24 protein-coding genes are annotated in these 21,559 nt (G+C 70.0%); 8 read left to right on the forward strand and 16 right to left on the reverse strand.

Annotated features, from left to right (window positions below):
• Positions 1-4: 4 nt before the first annotated feature.
• Complete coding sequence (locus ASD84_RS09080) at positions 5-646, reverse strand: DUF6230 family protein (protein WP_056709288.1); 642 nt, start codon at positions 644-646, stop codon at positions 5-7.
• A gap of 338 nt (positions 647-984) precedes the next feature.
• On the opposite strand from ASD84_RS09080, the gene lepB reads away from it, so the two are divergent.
• Complete coding sequence (lepB, locus tag ASD84_RS09085; RefSeq protein ID WP_056709290.1) at positions 985-1,608, forward strand: signal peptidase I; 624 nt, start codon at positions 985-987, stop codon at positions 1,606-1,608.
• A 4-nt stretch (positions 1,609-1,612) separates the two neighbouring features.
• Here the strand turns inward: lepB and ASD84_RS09090 are convergent, their stop codons facing one another.
• The 6 genes from ASD84_RS09090 to dnaK are packed head-to-tail and all read right to left on the reverse strand — an operon-like array spanning position 1,613 to position 6,960.
• A complete protein-coding gene (locus ASD84_RS09090; RefSeq protein WP_056709292.1) occupies positions 1,613-2,233 on the reverse strand; it encodes a hypothetical protein in 621 nt (206 codons plus the stop codon).
• On the reverse strand, positions 2,230-2,838 hold the full coding sequence (locus ASD84_RS09095; protein WP_056709295.1) for a TetR/AcrR family transcriptional regulator: 609 nt from the start codon (positions 2,836-2,838) through the stop codon (positions 2,230-2,232). Before ASD84_RS09095 ends, ASD84_RS09090 begins: the two co-directional genes overlap by 4 nt.
• A 56-nt stretch (positions 2,839-2,894) precedes the next feature.
• Complete coding sequence (locus tag ASD84_RS09100) at positions 2,895-3,326, reverse strand: heat shock protein transcriptional repressor HspR (protein ID WP_056709297.1); 432 nt, start codon at positions 3,324-3,326, stop codon at positions 2,895-2,897.
• The gene (gene dnaJ / locus ASD84_RS09105; RefSeq protein ID WP_056709299.1) at positions 3,326-4,489 is read right to left on the reverse strand and encodes a molecular chaperone DnaJ; all 1,164 of its coding nucleotides are present in this window, start codon (positions 4,487-4,489) and stop codon (positions 3,326-3,328) included. The genes ASD84_RS09100 and dnaJ overlap by 1 nt, the downstream gene beginning before the upstream one ends.
• Positions 4,490-4,513: 24 nt before the next feature.
• Positions 4,514-5,098 carry a nucleotide exchange factor GrpE gene (gene grpE / locus ASD84_RS09110; protein ID WP_082573244.1) on the reverse strand — a complete coding sequence of 195 codons (585 nt, stop codon included), beginning with the start codon at positions 5,096-5,098 and terminating at the stop codon, positions 4,514-4,516.
• Positions 5,095-6,960: a molecular chaperone DnaK gene (dnaK, locus tag ASD84_RS09115; protein WP_056709300.1), complete on the reverse strand. Its 1,866-nt coding sequence runs from the start codon at positions 6,958-6,960 to the stop codon at positions 5,095-5,097. Before dnaK ends, grpE begins: the two co-directional genes overlap by 4 nt.
• A gap of 209 nt (positions 6,961-7,169) precedes the next feature.
• Between dnaK and ASD84_RS25730 the strand changes: the two genes are divergently transcribed.
• Positions 7,170-8,732 carry a helix-turn-helix transcriptional regulator gene (locus ASD84_RS25730; RefSeq protein WP_156391707.1) on the forward strand — a complete coding sequence of 521 codons (1,563 nt, stop codon included), beginning with the start codon at positions 7,170-7,172 and terminating at the stop codon, positions 8,730-8,732.
• 90 nt (positions 8,733-8,822) lie between these two features.
• Complete coding sequence (locus ASD84_RS09125) at positions 8,823-9,371, forward strand: hypothetical protein (RefSeq protein WP_056709304.1); 549 nt, start codon at positions 8,823-8,825, stop codon at positions 9,369-9,371.
• A gap of 18 nt (positions 9,372-9,389) precedes the next feature.
• Here ASD84_RS09125 and ASD84_RS09130 read toward each other — a convergent pair whose 3' ends face one another.
• The 6 genes from ASD84_RS09130 to ASD84_RS09155 form a co-directional block, all read right to left on the reverse strand.
• A complete protein-coding gene (locus ASD84_RS09130; protein WP_056709305.1) occupies positions 9,390-10,958 on the reverse strand; it encodes a LuxR C-terminal-related transcriptional regulator in 1,569 nt (522 codons plus the stop codon).
• Positions 10,959-11,110: 152 nt separating this feature from the next.
• On the reverse strand, positions 11,111-11,719 hold the full coding sequence (locus ASD84_RS09135; RefSeq protein ID WP_056709307.1) for a hypothetical protein: 609 nt from the start codon (positions 11,717-11,719) through the stop codon (positions 11,111-11,113).
• A gap of 55 nt (positions 11,720-11,774) precedes the next feature.
• Positions 11,775-12,728, reverse strand: a complete 954-nt coding sequence (locus tag ASD84_RS09140) for a hypothetical protein (RefSeq protein WP_056709309.1) — start codon at positions 12,726-12,728, stop codon at positions 11,775-11,777.
• Positions 12,728-13,237, reverse strand: a complete 510-nt coding sequence (locus ASD84_RS09145) for a SigE family RNA polymerase sigma factor (protein ID WP_056709311.1) — start codon at positions 13,235-13,237, stop codon at positions 12,728-12,730. The genes ASD84_RS09140 and ASD84_RS09145 overlap by 1 nt, the downstream gene beginning before the upstream one ends.
• 69 nt (positions 13,238-13,306) lie before the next feature.
• Positions 13,307-13,750 (reverse strand): nuclear transport factor 2 family protein, encoded by a 444-nt coding sequence (locus tag ASD84_RS09150; RefSeq protein WP_056709313.1) that lies wholly within the window; start codon positions 13,748-13,750, stop codon positions 13,307-13,309.
• A complete protein-coding gene (locus ASD84_RS09155; protein WP_056709315.1) occupies positions 13,750-14,265 on the reverse strand; it encodes a nitroreductase/quinone reductase family protein in 516 nt (171 codons plus the stop codon). The genes ASD84_RS09150 and ASD84_RS09155 overlap by 1 nt, the downstream gene beginning before the upstream one ends.
• A gap of 46 nt (positions 14,266-14,311) precedes the next feature.
• Between ASD84_RS09155 and ASD84_RS09160 the strand changes: the two genes are divergently transcribed.
• A complete protein-coding gene (locus tag ASD84_RS09160; RefSeq protein WP_056709317.1) occupies positions 14,312-15,202 on the forward strand; it encodes a TIGR03619 family F420-dependent LLM class oxidoreductase in 891 nt (296 codons plus the stop codon).
• Complete coding sequence (locus ASD84_RS09165; RefSeq protein WP_200954477.1) at positions 15,199-16,359, forward strand: hypothetical protein; 1,161 nt, start codon at positions 15,199-15,201, stop codon at positions 16,357-16,359. The genes ASD84_RS09160 and ASD84_RS09165 overlap by 4 nt, the downstream gene beginning before the upstream one ends.
• A gap of 13 nt (positions 16,360-16,372) precedes the next feature.
• Here ASD84_RS09165 and ASD84_RS09170 read toward each other — a convergent pair whose 3' ends face one another.
• On the reverse strand, positions 16,373-17,221 hold the full coding sequence (locus tag ASD84_RS09170; protein ID WP_056709319.1) for an aldo/keto reductase: 849 nt from the start codon (positions 17,219-17,221) through the stop codon (positions 16,373-16,375).
• Positions 17,222-17,301: 80 nt separating this feature from the next.
• Here ASD84_RS09170 and ASD84_RS09175 point away from each other — a divergent pair, with 80 nt between their 5' ends.
• Together ASD84_RS09175 and ASD84_RS09180 are read left to right on the forward strand one after the other, a co-directional pair.
• On the forward strand, positions 17,302-18,099 hold the full coding sequence (locus ASD84_RS09175) for an SDR family oxidoreductase (protein ID WP_056709321.1): 798 nt from the start codon (positions 17,302-17,304) through the stop codon (positions 18,097-18,099).
• The gene (locus ASD84_RS09180) at positions 18,089-19,246 is read left to right on the forward strand and encodes a sulfotransferase family protein (RefSeq protein WP_056709323.1); all 1,158 of its coding nucleotides are present in this window, start codon (positions 18,089-18,091) and stop codon (positions 19,244-19,246) included. The genes ASD84_RS09175 and ASD84_RS09180 overlap by 11 nt, the downstream gene beginning before the upstream one ends.
• A gap of 10 nt (positions 19,247-19,256) precedes the next feature.
• Here the strand turns inward: ASD84_RS09180 and ASD84_RS09185 are convergent, their stop codons facing one another.
• The gene (locus tag ASD84_RS09185) at positions 19,257-19,616 is read right to left on the reverse strand and encodes a VOC family protein (RefSeq protein WP_056709325.1); all 360 of its coding nucleotides are present in this window, start codon (positions 19,614-19,616) and stop codon (positions 19,257-19,259) included.
• Between the two features lie 94 nt (positions 19,617-19,710).
• Here ASD84_RS09185 and ASD84_RS09190 point away from each other — a divergent pair, with 94 nt between their 5' ends.
• Positions 19,711-20,178 carry a hypothetical protein gene (locus ASD84_RS09190; protein WP_056709328.1) on the forward strand — a complete coding sequence of 156 codons (468 nt, stop codon included), beginning with the start codon at positions 19,711-19,713 and terminating at the stop codon, positions 20,176-20,178.
• On the opposite strand, the gene ASD84_RS09195 is transcribed toward ASD84_RS09190, so the two are convergent.
• The gene (locus ASD84_RS09195) at positions 20,129-21,547 is read right to left on the reverse strand and encodes a cytochrome P450 (protein WP_235531043.1); all 1,419 of its coding nucleotides are present in this window, start codon (positions 21,545-21,547) and stop codon (positions 20,129-20,131) included. The two genes, ASD84_RS09190 and ASD84_RS09195, sit on opposite strands and share 50 nt — an antisense overlap.
• Positions 21,548-21,559 lie beyond the last annotated feature (12 nt).

Here is a 21,559-nt window from a genome sequence, read left to right on the forward strand (position 1 = left end):
TCGATCAGCAGTGCTGAGTGCCTGCCTTGACGCCGATCTCGAGCGCGTCAACGTCGAGGCCGTTGTTGAGCGTGAGCTGGTAGGCAGTCGCCGCGAGCGCGTCGATCTGCACGGCTGACGTGACACCTTCGTCAGTACCTTCGACGCCGGCGGTGTCGTTGGTCCGAAGACCGAAACCACCTGCGTTGGTCGGGTCGACGGGCTGGTCGAGCTCGTCGGCGGCGACACCGATGGTCGTCGAGGGCAGCGAGGCCGCGCCCGAGTTGACCTGGCTGGCGTTGAGATCGATCGTGCCGACTCCCACCACACCCTGCGGGACACCCAGCATCAGGCTGACGTCACCGATGAGCGGCAGCTTCTGGTTGACCGCGAGGCACATGCCGTTGAGGTAACCGTCGGACAGGGTCACCAACGCGGCTTCCTTGTTGGCGCCCACTGCGTCCGCCTCGTTGGCCGCGACCGTGGTCTTGGTCAACGACAGCTGCATGCCGTCCGCACGCGCCTGGTCACCCCCGACCTCGAACCCACCGGCCGACGAGACGGTCGCGGACACCATGCCCGAGACGATCGCGAAGCCGAGGCCGAGGCTGGCTGCGGTGGCAGGCACCGTGACTGCGGCGAAACGTCCCAGACGGGTACGTCCCATGCCAGATTCCTTCATGAATTCCCCTCCCAAGGAATTGCTCCGGAGGCGCATTCGCGCACCTCCGGCCACACGCGCAGCGGAAGGTCACGAGTGAGCACGATGGCTGCTCGAGGCGATCCCAGGCGGGGCTCCCAACCCACCTGCACCGAGCGTCCCCCAACGCTCGACAAACTGCGCGTGATGGACGTTACCCCAGGTTTCGTCCACCTGTCGACAGCACGGTGTCGCTGTTCAGTTGCTTTACATCAGAGGCATGACGTCAAGTAGGGATCGGCCCGGGCGCAGCGCTACCCTGACCGCCGATGGCGGGGTCCCCGCCCCCACGGAAGCGAAGAACCATGACGTCCGACTCCCCCCGCGACTTCGGGCCACTCGGCAGAATTCTGGGGCTGGCTGTCATCGGTCTCGTCCTGGTCGCGATCCTGGTCCCGGTCGGCGCGCTCACCTTCTCGGTGCGCGTGGAGGGCTCGAGCATGGCGCCGACGCTCGTGCCCGGTGACCGGCTCCTGGTCAACTTCCTGGGTCGCGACGACGTACGGCGCTTCGACGTGGTCGAGGTCGATCTCCCCGACGGGCAGCAGATCGTCAAGCGCGTGATCGGCATCCCCGGCGACGAGATCATCGTGCGCAACGACGGCAAGCAGCCGGTCGTCCTGGTCACGCCCGCAGGTGAATCCACGCAGCAGCGGGTCGACAGTCCGGCGTGGTCCGCGCAATGGGGCGATCGCGCTGGGCAGGTGTGCTGCTCCGCGACCGGCACCACGAGCACGCAGCCGACAGCCCTGACCATTCCCGCCGACCAGTACTGGGTCATCGGCGACAACTGGGGCGGCTCCGACGACTCCCGGGTCTACGGCCTGGTCAAGGCAGAGGACATCGGCGCCATCCTGAACCGCCGGATCCAGCCGTTCGACCGCATGGGGAAGGTCGACAACCCCGCTTCCCTGGTACCAGCGAGCTGAACGGTCAGCCGGGACAGGGCCCGAGCGCCCGGGGACAGCGAACGACCTCGTTGACGTAGCGGCGAATCGCGTCGGTCTCGTCCGCCTCGCCGGTCGGCGCGTAGTAGACGATCAGGGAACCCGCCCGGAAGGTCCGTCGAGCACGCTCCTGCGCATCGTCGACGAAGATCCGGTTGTTCTCGAGCAGCCAGTCCTGGGCGGGGTCGAGCCGGTTCACCGAGACCAGGTAGAACGCGCCGTGGACGCGCACGGATTCGTCGGACGCCAGGTTGGTCATCACGCCGTCGACGGAGTACCTCTCGACGTCAGGAACCGTCACCACGGCGGACAGCTCCGCGATCCGTTCGGGCGTGAGGGTCGTGGGCTGCGAGGGAATGGACGAGCGACTCAGCAGCGGTGCCTGCCATGCCAGTCCGGTGCTGCTGTCGAGCCGCGCCGCGACCACCGACAGGCGCGGGGTGAGCGGGTCGACGTCGCTGACCACCGTGACGTAGTCCAGCTCGTCACCCGTGTCGGGCGCCAGGCCGGAGATCGCCCGGATCGCGACGGGGACCAGGAGCGCCAGTACGACGCCCAGCACGAGCCCGCCGGCGAAGATCCTGGTGTCACGCCAGACATCCCTCACCTGGCCGTCTCCGGCAGCTGGATCCCCATGGCCATGCGGATCATGGCCTCGATCAGGGACGAGCGATCGAGGTCCGACGGGCACACGATCTGGCCGAGCACGAACCGCACCATCAGGTCCGCGCCGACCGTGGCTTCATCCAGACCCAGCTCGGGCCAGCGGCCTCGCACGATCTCGACCAGACGCGTTCGGACCGGCTTGATGATGACGTCGGCCCGAACGGTGAGCACCGGCACCAGCGGGTGGGTGCCCGCCCGGCCCTCGGTCACCATCCGGGTGAGCAACCGGTGGTCGTCGGCCTCACGCAACAGCCAGTGCACGATGTCGCGCAAGGCCGCATCCTGCCGTTCGGCGCGCGCGACCAGCTCCTCGATGCCGACCATGTAGCGCTCGATCTCGCGCTCGAACAGGACCATGGAGAGCTGGTCCTTGGTGCCGAATTCGTTGTACACGGTCTGCCGACTGACGCCGACGTCCTCGGCGATGTCGGCGATCCGGACGCGCTCCCACGCAGTGTCGCTGGCGCGCTCCCACGCGGCGTCGAGGATCGACTTCCGCAACATGCCGTGGACCCGTTCCTTGAAGGACTCACTGGATCCGGGCATGCAATGAACTTTACCTCAATGGGGAAAAGTCAAGGAGCTCGACACCCCAAGGCCGATCACGGACGGCGACGCCAGACCACCACGGACTGGCCGATCGCGGCCTGCGGTACGGCCGGAAGGTTGCTGCGCTGGGCCGTCGGACGAGCGGCCAGCGCCTGGTGGAGCGCCTCACGGACGGCGTCGAGCTCGGCGACGAGCTCGGCATTGCGCGCCCGGAGTGCTGCCGCGGCGTTCTCCAGCTCGAGGATGCGGCGCACGCCCTCGATACCGATGCCCGCCGCGGTCAGGTGCGCGATCTCCCGCAGCCGCTCGATGTCCAGGTAGGAGTAGCGACGACCACCGCCCCCGGTGCGCCCGGGCGTGATCAGGCCGACGCGCTCATAGGTGCGCAGGGTCTGCGGATGCAGGCCACTGAGCTGAGCCGCGACACTGATCACGAAGACCGCATCGCCCTCGCCCGGCGGGCCCTGCGTCGATCCGGCGTCCATCACTGGCCGTCCGCGAACAGACCTGCCCGCAACGTCGTACCCGACGTGGCGGCGGCGAACGCCTCCAGCGCCTCGCGGGCCTCGGCGTCGAGGGTGGCGGGGACCTGGACCTCGACCGTGGCGAGCAGGTCACCGCGGCTGCCGTCGGCCTTCTGCGCGCCCTTGTTGCGGACCCGGAAGGTCCGGCCACTGGGCGTGCCGGCAGGAATGCGCAGCGTCACCGGTGCGCCACCCAGGGTCGGGACCTTGATCTCCGCACCGAGCGCGAGCTCGGCGAACGAGACCGGGACGTCGACGGTGAGGTGCTCGCCCTTGCGGCCGAACACCCGGTGCGCGGAGACCTTGACGACGACGTAGAGGTCGCCGGCCGGACCGCCGCCCTCCCCGGGAGCACCCTTGCCGCGCAGCCGGATCCGCTGGCCGTCCTTGACCCCGGCCGGGATCTTCGCCTGGATCGTGCGGGCCGCCTTGCCGCGACCGGAGCCGTGACAGGTCGGGCACGGCTCGTCGTACACGAGCTGGCGACCACCGCAGGCGGGGCAGGTCTCGTTCATCGTGAACGCCCCACCCACCGACGCCGTGATCGAACCGGTGCCGTCGCAGGTCGCACACACGTGCGGCCTCGTGCCGGGCTTGCCGCCCGTGCCGTTGCAGGTGCCGCACGCGCTGTCGGAGCTGATCCGCAGCGAGACGGTCACCCCGTCGAGCGCGTCGGAGAACCCGATCGTCGCGGTCGTCTCGAGGTCACCACCCCGGGCGGGGCGCGGCGCACGCCGGCCCTGGCCGAAGCCGCCACCGAACAGGTCGCCGAAGAGGTCGCCGAAGCCGCCCCCACCGCCCGCGCGGTCGCGGAGCAGGTCCTCGACGTTGACGCCGCCACCACCGAACCCGCCGCCCGCGGGGAAGCCTCCGCGCCGGAACATCTCCCGCGCCTCGTCGTACTTCGTGCGCTTGGCGGGCTCGCCGATGACGTCGTAGGCCTCAGCGACAGCCTTGAACTTCTCGTGCTTGGCCTTGTCGTCGGGGTTCGAGTCGGGGTGGTTGGCGCGCGCCAACTTCCGATAGGCCTTCTTGATCTCGTCCGTCGTCGCCGTCTTCGAGACGCCGAGCTCGGCGTAGAAGTCCTTCGTGGCCCAGTCGGACCGGATCCCGTCGTCACTCATCGCACACCCCTCCCTTCTTCTGACTTATTCGACAGGGTCGACCACCAGGACCTGCGCAGCGCGCACGACCCGGTCGCCGAACTTGTAGCCGGCCTTGGCGATCAGCTTGCACGTGGTGACCGTGACCTCCGGGTCGGTCCCGATGTGCGACAGCGCCTCGTGGACCGTGGGGTCGAAGGCGTCACCGACCTCACCGAACTTGACCAGACCCAGCCCGGCCACGGTGCGCTCGAGCTGCTCGGCGACGGCCTTGAAGCCACCCTCCAACGGCTCGTGCTCCCGCGCCCGCTCGATGTTGTCGAGGACCTCGACGATCGGCGCGAGCGCGGAGTACGTCGCGTTCTCCCGCAACAGCTCGCGGTCGCGGTCGACCCGGCGCTTGTAGTTGAGGTACTCGGCCTGCAGGCGCTGCAGGTCGAGCGTGCGCTCCTCGAGGGCCATCTTCGTGACCGTGAGCTCGTCGGCCTCGGGGGTCTCGTCGGGGTCTCGAGACGGTTGCTGCGCAACCTCCTCGACCAGCGACGGATCGACGTCGACCTCGGGGACCTCCGGGGAGGGAGCAGCCGCGTCGGGCTGCTCCCCCTCCGGTACGACGTTGTCGTCGGTCACTTGGCGTCGCCCTCGGCGTCAGGCTCGTCGTCGACGATCTCGGCCTCGACGACGTCGTCGTCGGCCTCGCCCGTGGCGCCCGTGCTGCCACCGGCAGCGGCGGACTCGGCCTCCGCGGCGGCGTACATCGCGGCACCCATCTTCTGGCTGGACTCGCCCAGCTTGCTGATGGCGGCGGTGAGCGACTCGGCGTCGGCCTCGGCGTTCTCGAGGACGGCCTTCAGCGCGTCGACGTCGGCACTGACCTCGGTCTTGACCTCGTCCGGGATCTTGTCACCGTTGTCGGCCAGGAACTTCTCGGTCGTGTAGACGAGCTGGTCGCCCTGGTTGCGGACCTCGACGGCCTCGCGACGCTTGGCGTCCTCCTCGGCGAACTGCTCGGCCTCCTTGACCATGCGGTCGATGTCGTCCTTGGACAGCGCGCTGCCACCGGAGATGGTCATCGACTGCTCGCGGCCCGACGCCTGGTCCTTCGCGGACACGTGGACGATGCCGTCGGCGTCGATGTCGAAGGTGACCTCGATCTTCGGGACGCCGCGCGGGGCCGGCGGCAGGCCGGTCAGCTCGAAGTTGCCGAGCTGCTGGTTCTGCGACCAGATCGCCCGCTCGCCCTGCGCCACCTTGATCTCGACCGACGGCTGGTTGTCGTCGGCGGTGGTGAAGATCTCCGAGCGCTTGGTCGGGATCGTGGTGTTGCGCTCGATGAGCGTGGTGAAGACGCCGCCCTTGGTCTCGATGCCGAGGCTCAGCGGGGTCACGTCGAGCAGCAGCACGTCCTTGACCTCACCGGCGAGGACGCCGGCCTGGAGTGCGGCGCCGACAGCGACGACCTCGTCCGGGTTGACGCCCTTGTTGGGCTCCTTGCCGCCGAGCATCTCCTTGACCAGCTCGGTCACGGCGGGCATCCGGGTCGAACCACCGACGAGGACCACGTGGTCGATCGCGGAGAGCGCGACGCCACCGTCCTTGAGGACGTTCTGGAACGGAGCCTTGGTGCGCTCGAGCAGGCTGGCGGTCAGGCGCTGGAACTCCGAGCGCGAGAGGCGCTCCTCGAAGTGCAGCGGGCCGTTCTCGCCGTGGGTGATGTAGGGCAGGTGGACCGTCGTGTCGGCCGAGGACGACAGCTCGATCTTCGCCTTCTCGGCAGCTTCCTGGAGACGCTGCGCGGCGATCTTGTCCTTGGACAGGTCGACGCCGTTGGCGTCCTTGAACTTCTTGACCATCCACTCGACGACCGCGTTGTCCCAGTCGTCACCACCGAGGTGGTTGTCACCACTGGTGGCCTTCACCTCGACGACGCCCTCGCCGATCTCGAGGAGGGACACGTCGAACGTGCCGCCACCGAGGTCGTAGACGAGGATCGTCTGGTCGTCGCCCTTGTCGAGGCCGTAGGCCAGCGCTGCAGCCGTCGGCTCGTTGACGATCCGGTCGACCTTGAGGCCCGCGATCTCGCCGGCTTCCTTGGTCGCCTGGCGCTGCGCGTCGGAGAAGTACGCCGGGACGGTGATCACGGCGTTCGTGACCGTCTCGCCGAGGTAGGCCTCCGCGTCGCGCTTGAGCTTCTGCAGGATGAACGCCGAGATCTGCTGCGGCGTGAAGTCCTTGTCGACGGGGTCGCCGACGTGCTGGGTCCAGTCAGTGCCCATGTGGCGCTTGACCGACCGGATGGTGCGGTCCACGTTGGTGACGGCCTGGCGCTTCGCGACCTCGCCGACGAGCACCTCGCCGCTCTTCGCGAAGGCGACCACCGACGGCGTCGTACGGGCGCCCTCTGCGTTCGCGATGACCGTGGGCTCGCCGCCCTCGAGGACTGCGACGACGCTGTTCGTCGTGCCGAGGTCGATGCCGACAGCTCGTGCCATGGTGTTGTTCCTCCGTGTTGATTCAGGGTTTCGGCGTCAGGTTAGTTGAGCCGGATGCACTCAAGTCTGACACAGGTCACAACGGGCGGCGAAGGGGGGTTTGTTCCCGCCCGCCGACACCGATTTTCCGACAGTGTCGACAGCCCTCCCCCCGGCCTACGATCGACGTGGGGCCTGCCCTGAACGGGACCCGCCCCAGGGGGACGGCCATGAACCCTGAACAGCTGTCCCGCAGGAACGCCATGTGGGACCGGATAGGTCGCGGGGAGCTCAACAACGCGGCCACCGACGCCCTGCTCCTGCTCCACACCCTCGACTCGTCCGCCGACCAGGCCGAGATCCACAGTGCCCTCGGCCTGATGCTGCAACGCGTCGGCCGGGTCGCGGAGTCGCGGGACCGCTTCGCCCTCGCCGCGGAGCTCACCGCCCACGACCCCCGCCTGCAGGCGTCGTACGTCGCCGACGAGGCGGGCTCGCGGTTCCTGCTCGGCGACCTCGCCGGCGCGGCCAGCCAGGCCGAGCACGCCCGACGCCTCGGCGACAGGTACGCCAACCGCTTCGCGGCCTGCGAGGCCCTGAACACGCTCACCGGGATCGCCCTGAGCGAGGGGCGCGCGTCGGACGGCCTGCGCCTGAGCAAGCAGGGCGTGGCCATGCAGGCGGCCGAGCAGGAGAGCACGGGCGGCGGCCCGCTCTCGCACCTGTACCACGGCCTCGCCCTGATCGAGCTGGACCGTTTCGCCGACGCCGACGCGGCCTTCGCCGAGGGGATGCGTCGCAGCGTGATCGCCGGGTCGGCCGGGCAGCTGACCTGGTACCACTGCATGCGCGCGCTGGCGCGCTACCTCTCGGGGCGCTGGGACGAAGCGGTCGGCGACGCGCGGGCGGGGCTCGACGACGCCGACCGGACGGGCACCCTGATCGCCCGGCCGATCGGCTGGGCGGTCGTCGCGCTGGTCGAGGGTGGACGCGGCAACGTGACGACGGCCGCGCGCCTCGTCGCCCCGCGGGAGGGTGCGCTGACCGCGATCGGCTTCCCCGGCGAGGAGTGGCTGTCGATGGCGCGCGCCGCGGTGGCGCCTGACCCGGGCACGGCGTACGACGTGCTCGTCGAGGGCTGGCTGCACGCGCTGCGCACGCCGTACTTCCTCGGCTGGCGCTCCCTCGCGCCCGCGCTGGTCCACAACGCCGTGCTGCTCGGCCACCTCGACATGGCCAGGCAGGCCACCCTCCACGCCGAGGCCGGGGCGGCTCTCTCCGGCCGCGTCCCGTCCGCCCTCGGCGCCGCGCTGCGCTGCCGGGCCCTCCTCGACGGCGACGCCGACACGGCAGTCGCCTCGGTCGAGGCGTTTCGTCGATCGGGCCGTCCGTTCGCCCTCGCATCGGCCTGCCTGGACGCGGCCCGCCTGCTCCGCACGAGCGGGTACGACGACCGGGCGGTCACCTACGTACGCGAGGCTGCCGACGTCTTCCACGCCCTGCGCGCCACACCGTGGCTCGCCCGCGCAGGACAACGACTGATGCACCTCCCGACCCCTTCCCCGGTCGCACGGCAGGTCGTCGGCACGCCGCCCGGATGGCTCGACCTGACGGCAACCGAACGCGAGGTGGCGCGCCACGTGGCGCGCGGGCTGACCAACCCCGGGATCGCCGCGGTGCTCTTCATCTCCCCCCGGACCGTGCAGACCCACACCTCGCACATCTACGCCAAGCTCCGGATCGGCTCCCGGGTGCAGCTCACGTCCGTCCTGCGCCGGCACGGCCTCGACTGATATCCGCCACATGGCGGATGCGGAGAAGGGCCGTGACACGGCACTGTCCGGGCATTCAGTCGAGCAGCCCGAACCCAGCAGGAGCCCACCGTGAAGCAAGCCGCCCTCTCCTTCGCCCCCTCCGAGACCCAGGCGCGGTGGCAGCAGATGCACCGTCGCTACGCCGTCGTGCACCGCGTCATCGACGCGGGGCGGATCGACGACCAGGATCCCGAGATCAAGGCGGTCTTCCCCGATCGCGCCGAACTGGTGCGGGCCCTGTTCCAGCAGTGGACGACCCTGATGGGCGGCTGTGTCGACTTCGCGCTCGAGGTCGGCCAGGACCACGAGGGCGAGGAGACCCTCCGCGCGGCGCACCGGGCAGCCCTGCGCCGGAGCCCTTCGCTCTACCGCCTGATCGTCCAGGAGAGCAGCACCCCACTGGGCGAACGGCTCAACCACCAGGAGAACGTGCGTCTCGCCTGCGCGGTCGGCATTGCCCACGCGGGTGAGACGAGCGCACAGGCCGCTGCCGTCGTCAGCCGGATCCTCGCGTCGGTCGACACACCGAGCGCCGTTCCGACGCCCGGCTGGTTCCGCTCGGCGGTCGACTGGATCGCCGGCCGCGAGGTCGAGGGTCCGGAACGACTGCTCCGCTGACCAGGGCGGACACCGGCGTCAGGGCTGGCCGGCGAACAGACCGGCCAGCTGGACGCGGCCACTGACGCCACACTTGCGGCAGGCCGAGGCCAGCTGCGACTGGACGGTCCGCGGCGAGACCCCGAGACGCGCGGCGATCAACGGGTTGGTCAGCCCCTCGACCGCCAGCGCCACGACCCGGCACTCGCCGGCCGTCAACAGGTGCCACGGTCCCGGATCCGGTGCGAACCCCGGGTCCGGGGCCGTTCCAGAGGCACGGAACATGCTGCGCGCCACCTGTGCACTCCACGTGGTGGCGCCGAGCGCGTGGAAGACGACCGCGGCCTCTCGCAGGGCCTCGATCCGGCGCGACGGGTCCGTCGCCGTGCGCGCTGCGGCGACACAGCCGAAGGCGAGCGGGAGCGGACGGCCCACCGTCCGCAACAGGTCCAGCCCCTCGACCAGTGCCTGCTGGTCTCCCGTCAGGGCCGCACGGCAGCACAGCGCAGTGGCCCGCGCGCTCGCCGTACCGGCCGTCTCCGCAGCCGCGACGACCCGTTCGCTGACGGCCTCGGCAAGAGCCCGGTCGCCGCGGTGCACCGCGAGCACGACCAGCGGGTGCGCGAACACCTTCCAGGCCAGGTAGCTCGGCGTTCCGCGCAGCCGGAACCACGCCTCGCACAGTGCGTCGTAGCGCTCGTCGGCGTCCATGGTGGTCGCCGCGACCGCAAGCGCCACCCACTCCTCGCCCAGGCCGCCGCCAGGGCCGAGCCGGTGCGTCCGGGCGGCAGCGACCAGTCCGCGGGCCACGGCGACGTTGCCGCGCAGCCCCTCGATGCACGCCGCGACGCCGGAGGCCAGCGGCCGGCTGGCGAAGGCGCCGGTCCGGTCGGCACCCGCCAGCGAACGAGCAGCCTCGTCGCGCGCCTCGTCCCAGTGCCCGTCGAGGAAGTGGAGCAGTGCCTGCGAGGCGAGGTACCACGCCACCTGGCCCGTGTCGCCCTCCTCCTCCGCGATCCGCACTCCCTCGGCGATGGCGGCATGTGCCTCGTCCATGCGGTCGAGCTCTGCCAGCGACATGGCCAGCAGGATGTGGGCGGTCGATCGGTACTCCGCCTGCCCGATGCCGTCGTCGTCGTACGACGTCGCCTCGACGGCGCACGCGAGCGCCCGGTCGAGGCGGCCGCGGCCCAGGTGCACCGCGGCCATCGTGGTGCGGCCCTGGCGCACGGCGAAGTCCACACCGTGGGCCAGCCCGAGCTCGATGGACTCGAGCGCTTCGCGCTCGGCGCGGTCGAGGTCGCCGGCGAGCACACCGGAGATCGACGACGCCGCGAGGACCATGCCTCGCTCTGCGCCGGCATCCCCGATCAGGGCGAGAGCCCGGGCAAACTGACTGTCTGCATCGGCTATGAGGCCCGAGCGCTGCATCATCAACCCGATCACTGCCTCCACGCGACCGCGCTGGAGCGGATCCCGGCTCACCATGAGGAGCCGCGTCACGCTCGCGAACGCCCGGTCGAAGTCACCGGCCTCGACGGCCAGCCACATCTCCATCTCGAGGTCGGGCGTACCGGCTGCACCGGCTGCGGGCGAGGGTTCGGACATGGTCGGCTCCGGCGGACAGGCAATGGGTGTGTGCCCGAGAACCGGGTGCGGCAGGGCCGACCCTCATCCCATGGTCACCCGCCTCGCGTGCGTCCACCATGCCCCATCCGGGCCATTGCGCCGCCACTTCGCGGGCGGGTCAGCCCGGTCGGTCAGCCGACCTGGACGCGGATCTCGTTGCTGACCGTGCCGTCGTCGCGGTCGATCACCCGGAACCGGTTGAGCCCGCCCTGGCCGGTGAAGATGTAGCTCGAGAAGGTGCCGTTGGTGACGCCGACGCTGGCCGGGAAGTCTGCCCAGTCGCCGTTCTCGAAGCGCTGGAGCCAGAGGATCGCGCCTTCGCCGCCGGGATAGACGCCACTGAAGTAGATCCGCTCGTCAGCCGCGACGCTGCTGTCGACGGCCTGGAGCGAGATCTCACCGGACCCGGGCGACTCGGACTCGGTCGCCTCGGACGTCTCCTCGGTCTCCTCGAAGTCCGACTCGTCGGTGGACTGGGACTCCTCGGGGGACTCGGTGTTCAGCGTGATCCGCGGTCCCCCGGAGCCCGCTGTCTCGACCGGGGTCGGCAGGTACATCGACTCGCGCACCGTCGATCCGGCAGCCGAGGAGTCCCCGCCGTCACCGATGCCCAGGAACCGCGACCCCATCAGGGCCACCAACGCGAGGATCAGCCCCACCCCGAGGGCGACGGCGAGCAGGGCCACCAGCCCGTTGAGCACGGGGCGGTCGAACCTGGGCTCCTGCTGCGGGTCACTCACCGGGCCATTCTCCGCGACGCGGGCGACGCAACCAAACCCGGTGACCCCCGGAGTGTCACCGGACGTACGGCGGCCGCACCTGGTCATCGCCGGTCAGGGAAGGGATCTCCCGCCCGCTGTCCGGGTCCACGATCGGCGCGGTCGCCGGCCTGTCGTACCACCACTGGGCACCGACGCGGAGCATCTCGAGGAAGGCCGGCTCCTGGGCCAGCGCGACGAGCTCCTCGACGCTGATGCCGGCCGGACCGTTGTCCTCGACCTCGTCCCAGCCGAGCTCGGACACGTTGAGCTCGGCCCGGATGCCGTCGTTCATGATCGTCAGGGCCGTGCCGTAGGACCATTCCTCGGGCGGGTTGGCGGGGTCGTGCGACGGCAGCTCGATGCGCTCGCCCTCGGCGAACCCGCGATTGCCGGGCGGCAGCAGGTCGACGGTCGCGACGGCGAACCAGCCGTCCCCGAAGGACGCCTGCGCGCAGTCGTGCAGCTCACGGGCCTGGTTGATGGCCGCACAGCCCTGCTCGACGAAGCGGCGCGACGGGTCCTCCTCCTTCAACCAGCCGAAGACCCCGATCCGGGCCTGGATCTGCGGCAGACCGCCGGCCGTGGCGAACAGGTCGACCCGGCCGGGTTCGGTCGGCAACATGGTGACGGCGCCGTACCTCGCGGGCAGGACTTGCGCCAGGGTCGACCGGACCGTCTCGTTCCACTCGCTCGCGGTGACGTGCCCGTCGTCCAGCGGACCCGGCTCCGTCGTCGGCGGGCTCGGGTCGTTGGCGATCGGCGCGTGGCCCCGGTCGCCACCGGGTTCGGCGCCGCCACCGACCACACCGGTGGCCAGGACCCCGCCGGCGACGGCGACCATCGCCAGGGCGGCACCGGCCATCGCGCGGCGCCGCCGGACGCGCACGACGCCCCGCGCTGTCGCGGCAGGGACGAGATCAGGTCCGGGCCCCAGGAGGTCGAGCTCGCGATCCAGCCGTGCACGGAATTCGTCGGTCGAGATGCTCATCAGGTCTCCTCGGTCACTGTCGTCACTCGTTCGGCGAAGGCGTCACCGAGCAGCACCCGCAGCCGGTCCAGCCCCCGGCTCGCAGTGGACTTGACGTTGCCGGTGCTGCAACCGAGGGCCGCCGCGGTCTGTTCGACGCTGAGGTCCTCCCAGTAGCGCAGGACGACGACGGCGCGCATCCGCGGCGCCAGCTCGGCCAGTGCGGCCCGGACGGTCAGGGCGTGCGCATGGTCCGTGTCGCTCGGCCGGACGTCGACGGCCCGATGGAGCTCTCGCTCACGTTGCTCCCTGCGCCGGCCCTCGAGGAACGTACGGACCATGGTCCGGTGCGCATAGGCGCCCGGAGTGTCGATCCGCGGCCAGGCGAGGTACATCTTGACCAGCGTCGCCTGCACCAGGTCTCGCGCCGAGTGCGGGTCTCCGGTGAGCAGCACACCCTGGCGGTACAGCCGCTGCTGCGCCTGCTCCGCCCAGGTGCTGAACCCGTCGGCCCTGCCGGTCCCTGCCATCGCGTCCCTCGTGGGTCGGTGAACTGCCTTCACCCATGTTGAGGGACCGCGCGCCGGTTTGGTTGCCTGTCAGAAGCCGCGGGTCCAGACGACCTGTTCGTGCAGCCGGTCCGAGCGCCAGCCGTCCGCGGTCCGGACGAAGTGGTGGCGGTACAGGCCGCCGACCTCGACGATCTTCTCCCCACCCCTGCCGTCCGAGACCCGCATCGGGTTGTAGAAGTACGCCGCCACGTCGGCGGCGTCGCGACCGTCGGCGCCATCAGGGAGGAAGTCGAACGCGATCTGCCCGACGCTGTGCTGGCGGTGCCGGGAGAAGCCCGGGAGCGCCTCGGCGAGCCACGCCTTGACGACCGGGAACGTGTCGACGACGCCGCCGCTCTCGGTGTAGTCGATGTGCGCATCCGCGGTGAAGACGGTGTCCAGGTCATCGAAGTCACCCTCGTCGACGGCCAGTGTGTAGCGGGTGATCGCGTCGGTGATCTCGGCGCGGTCGATCAGTTCCTGCACGTCCATCATTTCCCCCCGGTGGTCGAGCCTGTCGAGACCCGCGGTTCGAGGACGACGACCGGGATCTCCCGGTCGGTCCAGGACTGGTAGTTGTCGAAGTCGGCATAGAGGTCGACGAGGCGCGGCCAGAGGCTCGCCCGTTCGGCGGAGTCGGCCACCCGGGCCCGCACCGCACGACGGCGTTCGCGCGGCAGGTCGACCGTGGTGTCGGGCGAGGCCACCAGGTTGTGGAACCACTGCGGATTCTTCGGCATCCCGCCCTGCGAGCCGACGATGACGAGGTTCGGCCCGTCGGCGAGGAAGAGGAGCGGCGTGGTGAAGGACGTGCCGCTCTTGCGGCCGACGTGGTCGAGCAGGAGCACCGGGACCGGCTTCTTCCAGCCAGCGCCGACCCGCCACTTCGCGCCGATCCGGCCGTTCGTGAGTCGGTAGATCTTCACGTTGGCCTTGGCGCCGTACTTCATGATCTTGCCGACGATCGGCTTGTCGAGACCGTCCGGTCGAGCCTTGGGTTCTGCCATGGGACTCACTCTGGCAGAAATCTAGAACACGTTCTAGTGTTGGGGGATGAGATTCACCTACGCCGAAGGCATGACCCAGGCGAAGTACTACGCGCCCCTCGCCCAGGCCGTCGAGGCCACCGGCTACACGTCGATGTCCGTCGCGGACAGCCTGATCTACCCACAGGTGTCCGACTCGAAGTACCCCTACACCGACACCGGGGACCGCGAGTTCCTCCTCGGCAAGGAGTTCATCGAGACGTTCATCCTCTGCGCCCAGCTCTTCGCAGTGACCTCGACACTGCGCCTCACGCCGTTCGTCCTCAAGCTCCCCGTGCGCCCGCCGGTGCTGGTCGCCAAGCAGGCCTCGTCACTGGCCTTCCTCTCCGACAACCGCCTCGGCCTGGGCGTCGGCCTGTCCCCCTGGCCGGAGGACTTCCTGGCCCTCGGCGTGCCGTGGGAGAAGCGGGGAAAGCGGATGGACGAGTGCATGGACATCCTCACCGGCCTCATGCAGCCCGGCGACGAGCCGACCTTCTTCGGCTACGAGGGTGAGTTCTTCCAGTTCGAGCCCCTGCAGCAGTGCCCCGCACCGACCGAGAAGATCCCGCTGCTCGTCGGCGGCCACTCGGACGCGGCCCTGCGCCGCGCCGTACGCAAGGGCGACGGCTGGATGCACGCCGGCGGTGACGGCGAGGAGCTCGACCGCCTCCTCGTCCGCCTCGCGGAGATCCGCAAGGAGGAGGGCGACACCCGCGACGACTTCGAGGTGCACGTGATCTCGTACGACGCCTACACCCTCGACGGCGTGAAGCGCCTCGAGGACAAGGGCGTCACGGACTGCATCGTCGGGTTCCGCGTCCCCTACATCAAGGGTCCGGACACCGAGCCGCTCGAGACGAAGATCAAGCACCTCGAGGGCTACGCCGAGAACATCATCGCCAAGGTGAACCCGTGAGCGAGGCCCTCGGGCTGACCAAGCCCCTCCAGGACGCCATCGCCGAGGCCGAGGAGCTGATCGCCAACGCGCCGTTCATCCGGACCGAGGCCGACCGCCTCGAAGGCTACGAGTACCTCTCCGGCCGGATCCGGATGGCGATGCAGACGGCGTTCGACTACGACCTCGAACAGCCGCTCTTCGTCAACCCGACGCACCAGTTCTCCAAGCAGGGCCTCGACAACCCCGATGCCGTCTACCTCAACGCCTTCCTCCGCGAGGGTGTCGAGTACGTCGTCAGGGGCCGCCGCGGCACGTCCGCCGACCTGTCGTTCCAGGTGATGGGCGGCGCCTACAGCGCCGACTCGGCCGCGACCTCGCTGATGGCGTTCGACGAGCGCGAGCTCGAGGTGGACGCCGACGGGAACTTCTCCTTCACGTACGTCGCTGAGCCGGGCGCGAAGACCCTGATCGTGCGCGAGGTCTTCAACGACTGGGACACCGAGGCGCGGGGCACAATCACGATCGAGCGCACCGACACCCTCGGTCGCCCGCGTCGCGAGCTGACCGCAGAGCTCCTGAGGAAGAAGTACGACGTGGCGGCGCGGTCACTGGTCGGGTCGATCCAGACCTGGTTCGCCTTCCCGCACTTCTTCCAGTTCAAGGAGCCGGTCAACACGCTCACCGTGCCGGCATCCACGCCCGGTGGCCTGTCCTCGCAGTTCTCCTCGATCGGGCACTACGAGCTCGCCGAGGACGAGGCGATGATCGTGACCGTCCCGCGGTGCGACGACTGCACCTACCAGGCGATCCAGATCGGCTCGGACTGGTACGCGTCGACCGACTACGAGACCCACCAGACCTCGCTCACCAAGGCCCAGGCCGTGGCGGACGACGACGGGGTGATGCGGTTCGTGATCTCCGAGCGCCCTCCGGGCCCCGGTGGCGCGCCGGTCGCGAACTGGCTGGAGACGACCGGTCACCGCACCGGCCCGATCATGCTGCGCTGGCAGCAGCTGACCCGTGACCTCACGGCCGCGGACGGGCCGGTGGTCGAGATCGTGCCGGTGGCAGAGGTTGCTGGCCGGCTGCCGTCTCTGGTCGCACTGACCGAGGCGGAGTACGCCGGGCGGATCACCGCGCGTCAGCGTGGAATCGCCCGCCGAATGCTCAGCTGACCGGGCCGACCGCTCAGGCGGGGACCCAGTCGAAGGTGTCCGGATTCGGGCCCTGACGGCCGGCCTCACCCTTGTCGAGGGCAGTCAGCGTGGCCACCTCGTCGGCCCCGAGCGCGAAGCCGAAGACGTCGAAGTTCTCGGCCAGCCGCGCTCTGCTCAGCGACTTCGGGAAGACGATGTCGCCACGGTCCAGCGCCCAGCGCAGCAGCACCTGGGCGGGCGTCCTGCCGTGGCGCTCCGCCAGCGCGACGACGGCGGGGTCGTCCAGCTCGCCGCCGCCCTGGCCGAGCGGCGACCACGCCTCGACCACCGCGCCGTGGCGGACAGTCGCGGACCGGGCGGCCTCGTTGGCGAAGTAGGGGTGCACCTCGACCTGGTTGACCACCGGCACCACACCGGTCGCCGCGACGACGCGGTCGAGGTGCTCCGGCTGGAAGTTGGAGACGCCCACCGAGGTGGCCAGGCCCTCCTCGCGCAGCTCGAGCAGCGCCTCCCACGTCGAGACGAAGTCGCCGTCGTACCGCGTGGGCAGTGGCCAGTGGATGAGGAGCAGGTCGACCCGGTCGAGCCCGAGCTTCTCCAGCGAGATCTTCGCGGAGTCCTTCGCGTCGGCAGGGCGGTGCCGGTTGTTGTTGACCTTGGTGGTCACGTAGAGGTCCTCGCGGGCGAGTCCTGAAGCAGCGATGGCAGCGCCGACGCCCGCCTCGTTGCCGTACATCTGCGCGGTGTCGACGTGGCGGTATCCGATCTCGAAGGCCTCGGACACGACCCGCTCGGTGTCATCGGCAGGCACCTGCCACACGCCGAGGCCGAACTGGGGGATGGACGTGCCGTCGTTGAGTCCGATCGTGGGAGTGCTCATGGGGAATTGCAACGACACCGGGCGCTGACTATTCCGGGCACCCCTTTCCGAAAACTGAAACACGTTCTAGTCTGTCCGCCATGGTGGATCTGCTGACCGACAAGGTCATCGTGTTGTCAGGTGTCGGACCCGGCCTCGGCCGCGCCCTCGGAGAAGAGGCCGCGAAGATGGGCGCCGACCTGGTGCTCGCCAGTCGCACGCCCAAGCGGCTCGAGAAGGCCGCAGAGGTGGTCCGGTCGTTCGGGCGACGGGCTCTCGTCGTACCGACGGACATCACGGACGAGGCTGCCCGGCAGAACCTCGTCGACGCGGCGCTCGCGGAGTTCGGCAAGGTCGACTGCCTGATCAACAACGCCTTCGGCATCCCGCCGATGGACCCGCTGAGCACCCTGTCGCTCGAGAGCCTGCGCGCCGCGAACGAGACCAACGTCTTCGCGCCGCTGCGCCTCTCGGCCCTGTTCGCCGACGCCCTGGCCGCGACGCCGGAGAAGGTCGGCGGCTCGGTCATCATGGTCAACTCCTGCGTCGTCTACAGCAGCCAGCCGGAGTACGCCGGCTACAAGCTCTCCAAGGGCACGCTCAAGCACATGGCGTCCTCGCTGGCGACCGAGCTCGGCCCGCGCGGGATCCGCGTCAACAGCGTCGCGCCGTCGTACATCTACGAAGACGTGAACAAGGCGTACTTCGACTGGATCGCCTCGGAGTCCGGCCGCACCCACGAGGAGGTGTACGCCGAGAAGGCCGAACCCACCGACCTCAAGCGGCTCGCCACTCCCGACGAGGTCGCCCGCGCCACCCTGTTCCTCGCCTCGGACCTGGCGTCCGCTGTGACCGGTGTGATGCTCAACGTCGACTGCGGAGAATTCCATGTCGACTGAAGAAGGCCCGCGCCAGCGCGCCGATGTCGGCTCCTACGAGGACATCGCCGCCGCTGCCAGCCGGACGACCGGGCTGACCGACTTCGGCGGCACCGCGCATGAAGAGGGCCTGCGCGTCCTCGTCGAGGACCTGGCCTCCCCCGAGGCCGGGCTGACCCCGGTCGGCAACTACTTCCACCGCGCCGAGGTGAAGAGCGCACTGGTCGGGCGACTGCTGACCGAGGCCCGCTTCACCGAGTTCCCGGAGCACGCCGACGTCGCGATCGAGCGACCGATCTTCGTGGTCGGTCTGCCCCGCACGGGCACCACTGCCCTGCACCGCCTGTTGTGCGCCGATCCGGGACACCAGGGCCTCGAGGCGTGGCTCACGGAGTTCCCACAACCCCGCCCGCCGCGGGACACCTGGGAGCAGGACCCGGTCTTCAACGCCATGCAGGCAGCGTTCCAGCGCCACCACATCGAGAGCCCCGAGTTCATGGGCATCCACTACATGGATGCCACCTCGGTCGAGGAGTGCTGGCGCCTGCTGCGCCAGACCGGCAAGTCGATCTCCTACGAGTCGCTGGCCAACGTGCCGCGCTACTCCGAGTGGCTGGCCGGTCAGGACTGGACCGACGCCTACGCCCGCCACAAGCAGAACCTGCAGCTGATCGGCCTCAACGACACCGACAAGCGCTGGGTGCTCAAGAACCCCTCGCACCTGGTCGGCCTCGACGCCCTGATGACGGTCTATCCCGATGCCCTGGTCGTGATGACGCACCGCGAACCACTGACCTCGATCGCCTCGGCGTGCTCGTTGTCCGCCGAGGCCACCGCCGACACCTCGACGACCTTCGTCGGCGAGACCATCGGAAGGACCCAGCTCTCGATGCTGGCCCGTTCCTGGCAGACGTTCTGGACCTCCCGCCAGAAGTACGACGCCCGCCAGTTCTTCGACGTCGACTACCGCGAGTTCGTGCAGGACCCGGTCGGCACCGTCGGCTCGATCTACGAGGCCTTCGACATCGACTGGACCGACGCCGCCCGCAGCGAGGTCGTGCGGATCGACTCCGAGTCCCGCACGGGCAAGGCCCGCCCGTCGCACCGTTACGACCTGGCCGACTACGGCCTCACCGAGGAGCAGGTGCGCGAGGCGTTCGTCCTCTGAGCAGCACGGGTCAGCAGGCGCAGAGGCAGAACGGGTGCCCCGCCGGGTCGAGGAAGACCCGGAAGGTCTTGCCGGGCTGGTGATCGTGCTTGCGGGCTCCCAGCGCGAGCACCGCACCCTCGGACTCGTCGAGGTCGTCCACGTCGACATCGAGGTGGACCTGCTGCGGGTGGTCCTGGCCGGGCCACTGCGGCGGCTGGAAGTCGGCGACCCGCTGGAAGTGGATGGTCTGGTCCCCTGAAGTGATCGAGGCCCAGGTCCCGTCAGGGTCCGGCTCCGGCGCCCAGCCGAGGATCGCGCCGTAGAACTCCGCCAGCACGATCGGTTCGGGGCAGTCGAGGACGAACTGCGGGTTGCGAGCGATAGCCATGGTCCGACCCTAGATCGAGGCACGGCCCGCGGTCATCCACAGGGCGGCCGCGACGCTGTTTCACGGCAGCCGGCTCCGGCGCAGGCTCCTGCGCATGAATCCTGACCACGACGTCACCGTCGCCATCCCGCGCCGCTGGGCGACCCGCGCCGACCTCGATCACGGCATCGTCGTCGCCGCGCGCGCGACGGCAGTGCCGCGCAGCGGGTTCCTGCCCGAGATCGTGCTCCGCTCGGTCGCGGTCGCGACCGACCTCGACGTGTGGCGCGACGACGCGATGACCGCCCTGTCCACCCAGCTCGACGGCTTCGAGGTGGAGGACTCCGACGAGTTCGAGCTCGGCGGACGACCGGCCGACTACCGGCGCTTCGCCCATCGGGTCGGGCCCACCGAGGTGATCTGCGACCAGTGGGCGTGGCTCGTCGACGGGGTCGGCGTGACCCTGACCGCGTCGGTCGCCCGCGAGGACTACGCCGACTACTGCGACCTGTTCGAGGACGTCGCGGCGACGGTCAGCGTCGCTGCACCCGGATCCGCGCGCCGCGACGCGGCACGCTGGTGATGTTGCGGACCTTGGGCACGTCGGTGCCGACGGTCGTGACGTCGTACGCCGTGAAGACGGCGCGGAGCACCTCGACTCCCTCCATCACGGAGAAGCCGGCGCCGATGCAGCGGCGTACTCCCCCACCGAACGGGATCCAGACGTTCAGCGCCGGCACCGCACTGTCGCCGTCGGCGAGGAAGCGCTCGGGGCGGAAGGCCTCGGGATCAGGGAAGTTCGACTCCAGCTGGTGGCTCATGATGATCGAGGGCCCGACGGTGGTGCCGGCCGGGAGGTCCCAGCCGCCGACCGTGGTCGGCTTCATCAGCGTGCGCACCACCATCGGGATGACCGGGTGCAGGCGCATCGACTCCTTGAAGACCGCTTCGAGCCATGCGTCGTCACCCTCGTCGACGGCCCGCAGCGTGCGAGCACGCAGCTCGGGGCTGCGGCCGATCTCGACGAGCGCCCACGACAGCGCCGAGGCCGTCGTCTCGTGCCCGGCCAGCAGCAGGGTCACGAGCTGGTCGCGCAGCTCGGTGTCCGTGAGGCCGCCGCGCTCGTCGTCCGGATCCGTCGCTGCGAGCAGGCGGGAGAGCACGTCGGGGCGCTCGGCCAGGTCGGAGGCGGTACGACGCCCGCGGATCTCGGCGTACATCAGCCGGTCGAGCTCGACTGCGTTCTCGATCGTGCGGCGCCACGGACCGAGGCGCTGGAGCCGCGGGTATGCCCAGCCCAACAGGATCACGGGGTTGATGTCGATGGTCTGCCTGACGGCGGGACGCAGGCGTTCGAGCCGGTCCTCGTCGGTGATCCCGAAGACCACCCGGAGGATCACCTCGAGGGTCAGCGCGTTCATCCGGTCCAGTGACCGGAAGGTCTCCCCCTCGGTCCAGTCTCCGACCTCCGCCGTCGCGACGTCGGAGACCACCGAGCGGTAGCCGCGCAGCGCCTTGCCGAGGAACGCCGGCATCAGCAGCTTGCGGGCGCGGTGGTGCTCGGCGGAGTCCTGCAGCAGCAGCGAGTGCTCACCCATGATCGGTCCGAGGATGGCGTTGCCCTTGCCGGCGTGGAACACCTCGGGATCGGCGGCGAAGATCTCCTTGGTGACCGCCGGCGACGTGAACAGCACGAGCGGACGGTTCCCGGGCACGAGGTTCACGGTGTAGGCGTCGCCGTACTTGCGCTGCAGCCAGGGGTGGAACCGGTGGCGGAACCGCATCAGCGCCGCAGTCTGCACGAGCGAGGGCCAGCGCGGTCCGGGCGGGAGCTGGTCCCTCGGCACCGGGGGCAGCCCGTTGCCTCCCGTGGCGCTGGACCGGCCGAAGCGACGCATCGTCAGCGCGCGGGTGTCGTCCGCAGGCGTGGCCTGCTCTGCCTCGATCGTCACGGTACGACGGTA

The sequence above is a fragment of the Nocardioides sp. Root682 genome, from assembly GCF_001427795.1.
Classification (GTDB): Bacteria; Actinomycetota; Actinomycetes; order Propionibacteriales; family Nocardioidaceae; genus Nocardioides.

Excerpts from the sequence above, each read along its gene's own strand:
- ASD84_RS09080 (WP_056709288.1), bottom strand. The coding sequence starts at position 646 with ATGGGACGTACCCGTCTGGGACGTTTCGCCGCAGTCACGGTGCCTGCC.
- lepB (WP_056709290.1), top strand. The coding sequence starts at position 985 with ATGACGTCCGACTCCCCCCGCGACTTCGGGCCACTCGGCAGAATTCTG.
- ASD84_RS09095 (WP_056709295.1), bottom strand. The coding sequence starts at position 2,838 with ATGCCCGGATCCAGTGAGTCCTTCAAGGAACGGGTCCACGGCATGTTG.
- ASD84_RS09100 (WP_056709297.1), bottom strand. The coding sequence starts at position 3,326 with ATGGACGCCGGATCGACGCAGGGCCCGCCGGGCGAGGGCGATGCGGTC.
- dnaJ (WP_056709299.1), bottom strand. The coding sequence starts at position 4,489 with ATGAGTGACGACGGGATCCGGTCCGACTGGGCCACGAAGGACTTCTAC.
- dnaK (WP_056709300.1), bottom strand. The coding sequence starts at position 6,960 with ATGGCACGAGCTGTCGGCATCGACCTCGGCACGACGAACAGCGTCGTC.
- ASD84_RS25730 (WP_156391707.1), top strand. The coding sequence starts at position 7,170 with ATGAACCCTGAACAGCTGTCCCGCAGGAACGCCATGTGGGACCGGATA.
- ASD84_RS09130 (WP_056709305.1), bottom strand. The coding sequence starts at position 10,958 with ATGTCCGAACCCTCGCCCGCAGCCGGTGCAGCCGGTACGCCCGACCTC.
- ASD84_RS09140 (WP_056709309.1), bottom strand. The coding sequence starts at position 12,728 with ATGAGCATCTCGACCGACGAATTCCGTGCACGGCTGGATCGCGAGCTC.
- ASD84_RS09145 (WP_056709311.1), bottom strand. The coding sequence starts at position 13,237 with ATGGCAGGGACCGGCAGGGCCGACGGGTTCAGCACCTGGGCGGAGCAG.
- ASD84_RS09150 (WP_056709313.1), bottom strand. The coding sequence starts at position 13,750 with ATGGACGTGCAGGAACTGATCGACCGCGCCGAGATCACCGACGCGATC.
- ASD84_RS09155 (WP_056709315.1), bottom strand. The coding sequence starts at position 14,265 with ATGGCAGAACCCAAGGCTCGACCGGACGGTCTCGACAAGCCGATCGTC.
- ASD84_RS09160 (WP_056709317.1), top strand. The coding sequence starts at position 14,312 with ATGAGATTCACCTACGCCGAAGGCATGACCCAGGCGAAGTACTACGCG.
- ASD84_RS09170 (WP_056709319.1), bottom strand. The coding sequence starts at position 17,221 with ATGAGCACTCCCACGATCGGACTCAACGACGGCACGTCCATCCCCCAG.
- ASD84_RS09175 (WP_056709321.1), top strand. The coding sequence starts at position 17,302 with ATGGTGGATCTGCTGACCGACAAGGTCATCGTGTTGTCAGGTGTCGGA.
- ASD84_RS09180 (WP_056709323.1), top strand. The coding sequence starts at position 18,089 with ATGTCGACTGAAGAAGGCCCGCGCCAGCGCGCCGATGTCGGCTCCTAC.
- ASD84_RS09185 (WP_056709325.1), bottom strand. The coding sequence starts at position 19,616 with ATGGCTATCGCTCGCAACCCGCAGTTCGTCCTCGACTGCCCCGAACCG.
- ASD84_RS09190 (WP_056709328.1), top strand. The coding sequence starts at position 19,711 with ATGAATCCTGACCACGACGTCACCGTCGCCATCCCGCGCCGCTGGGCG.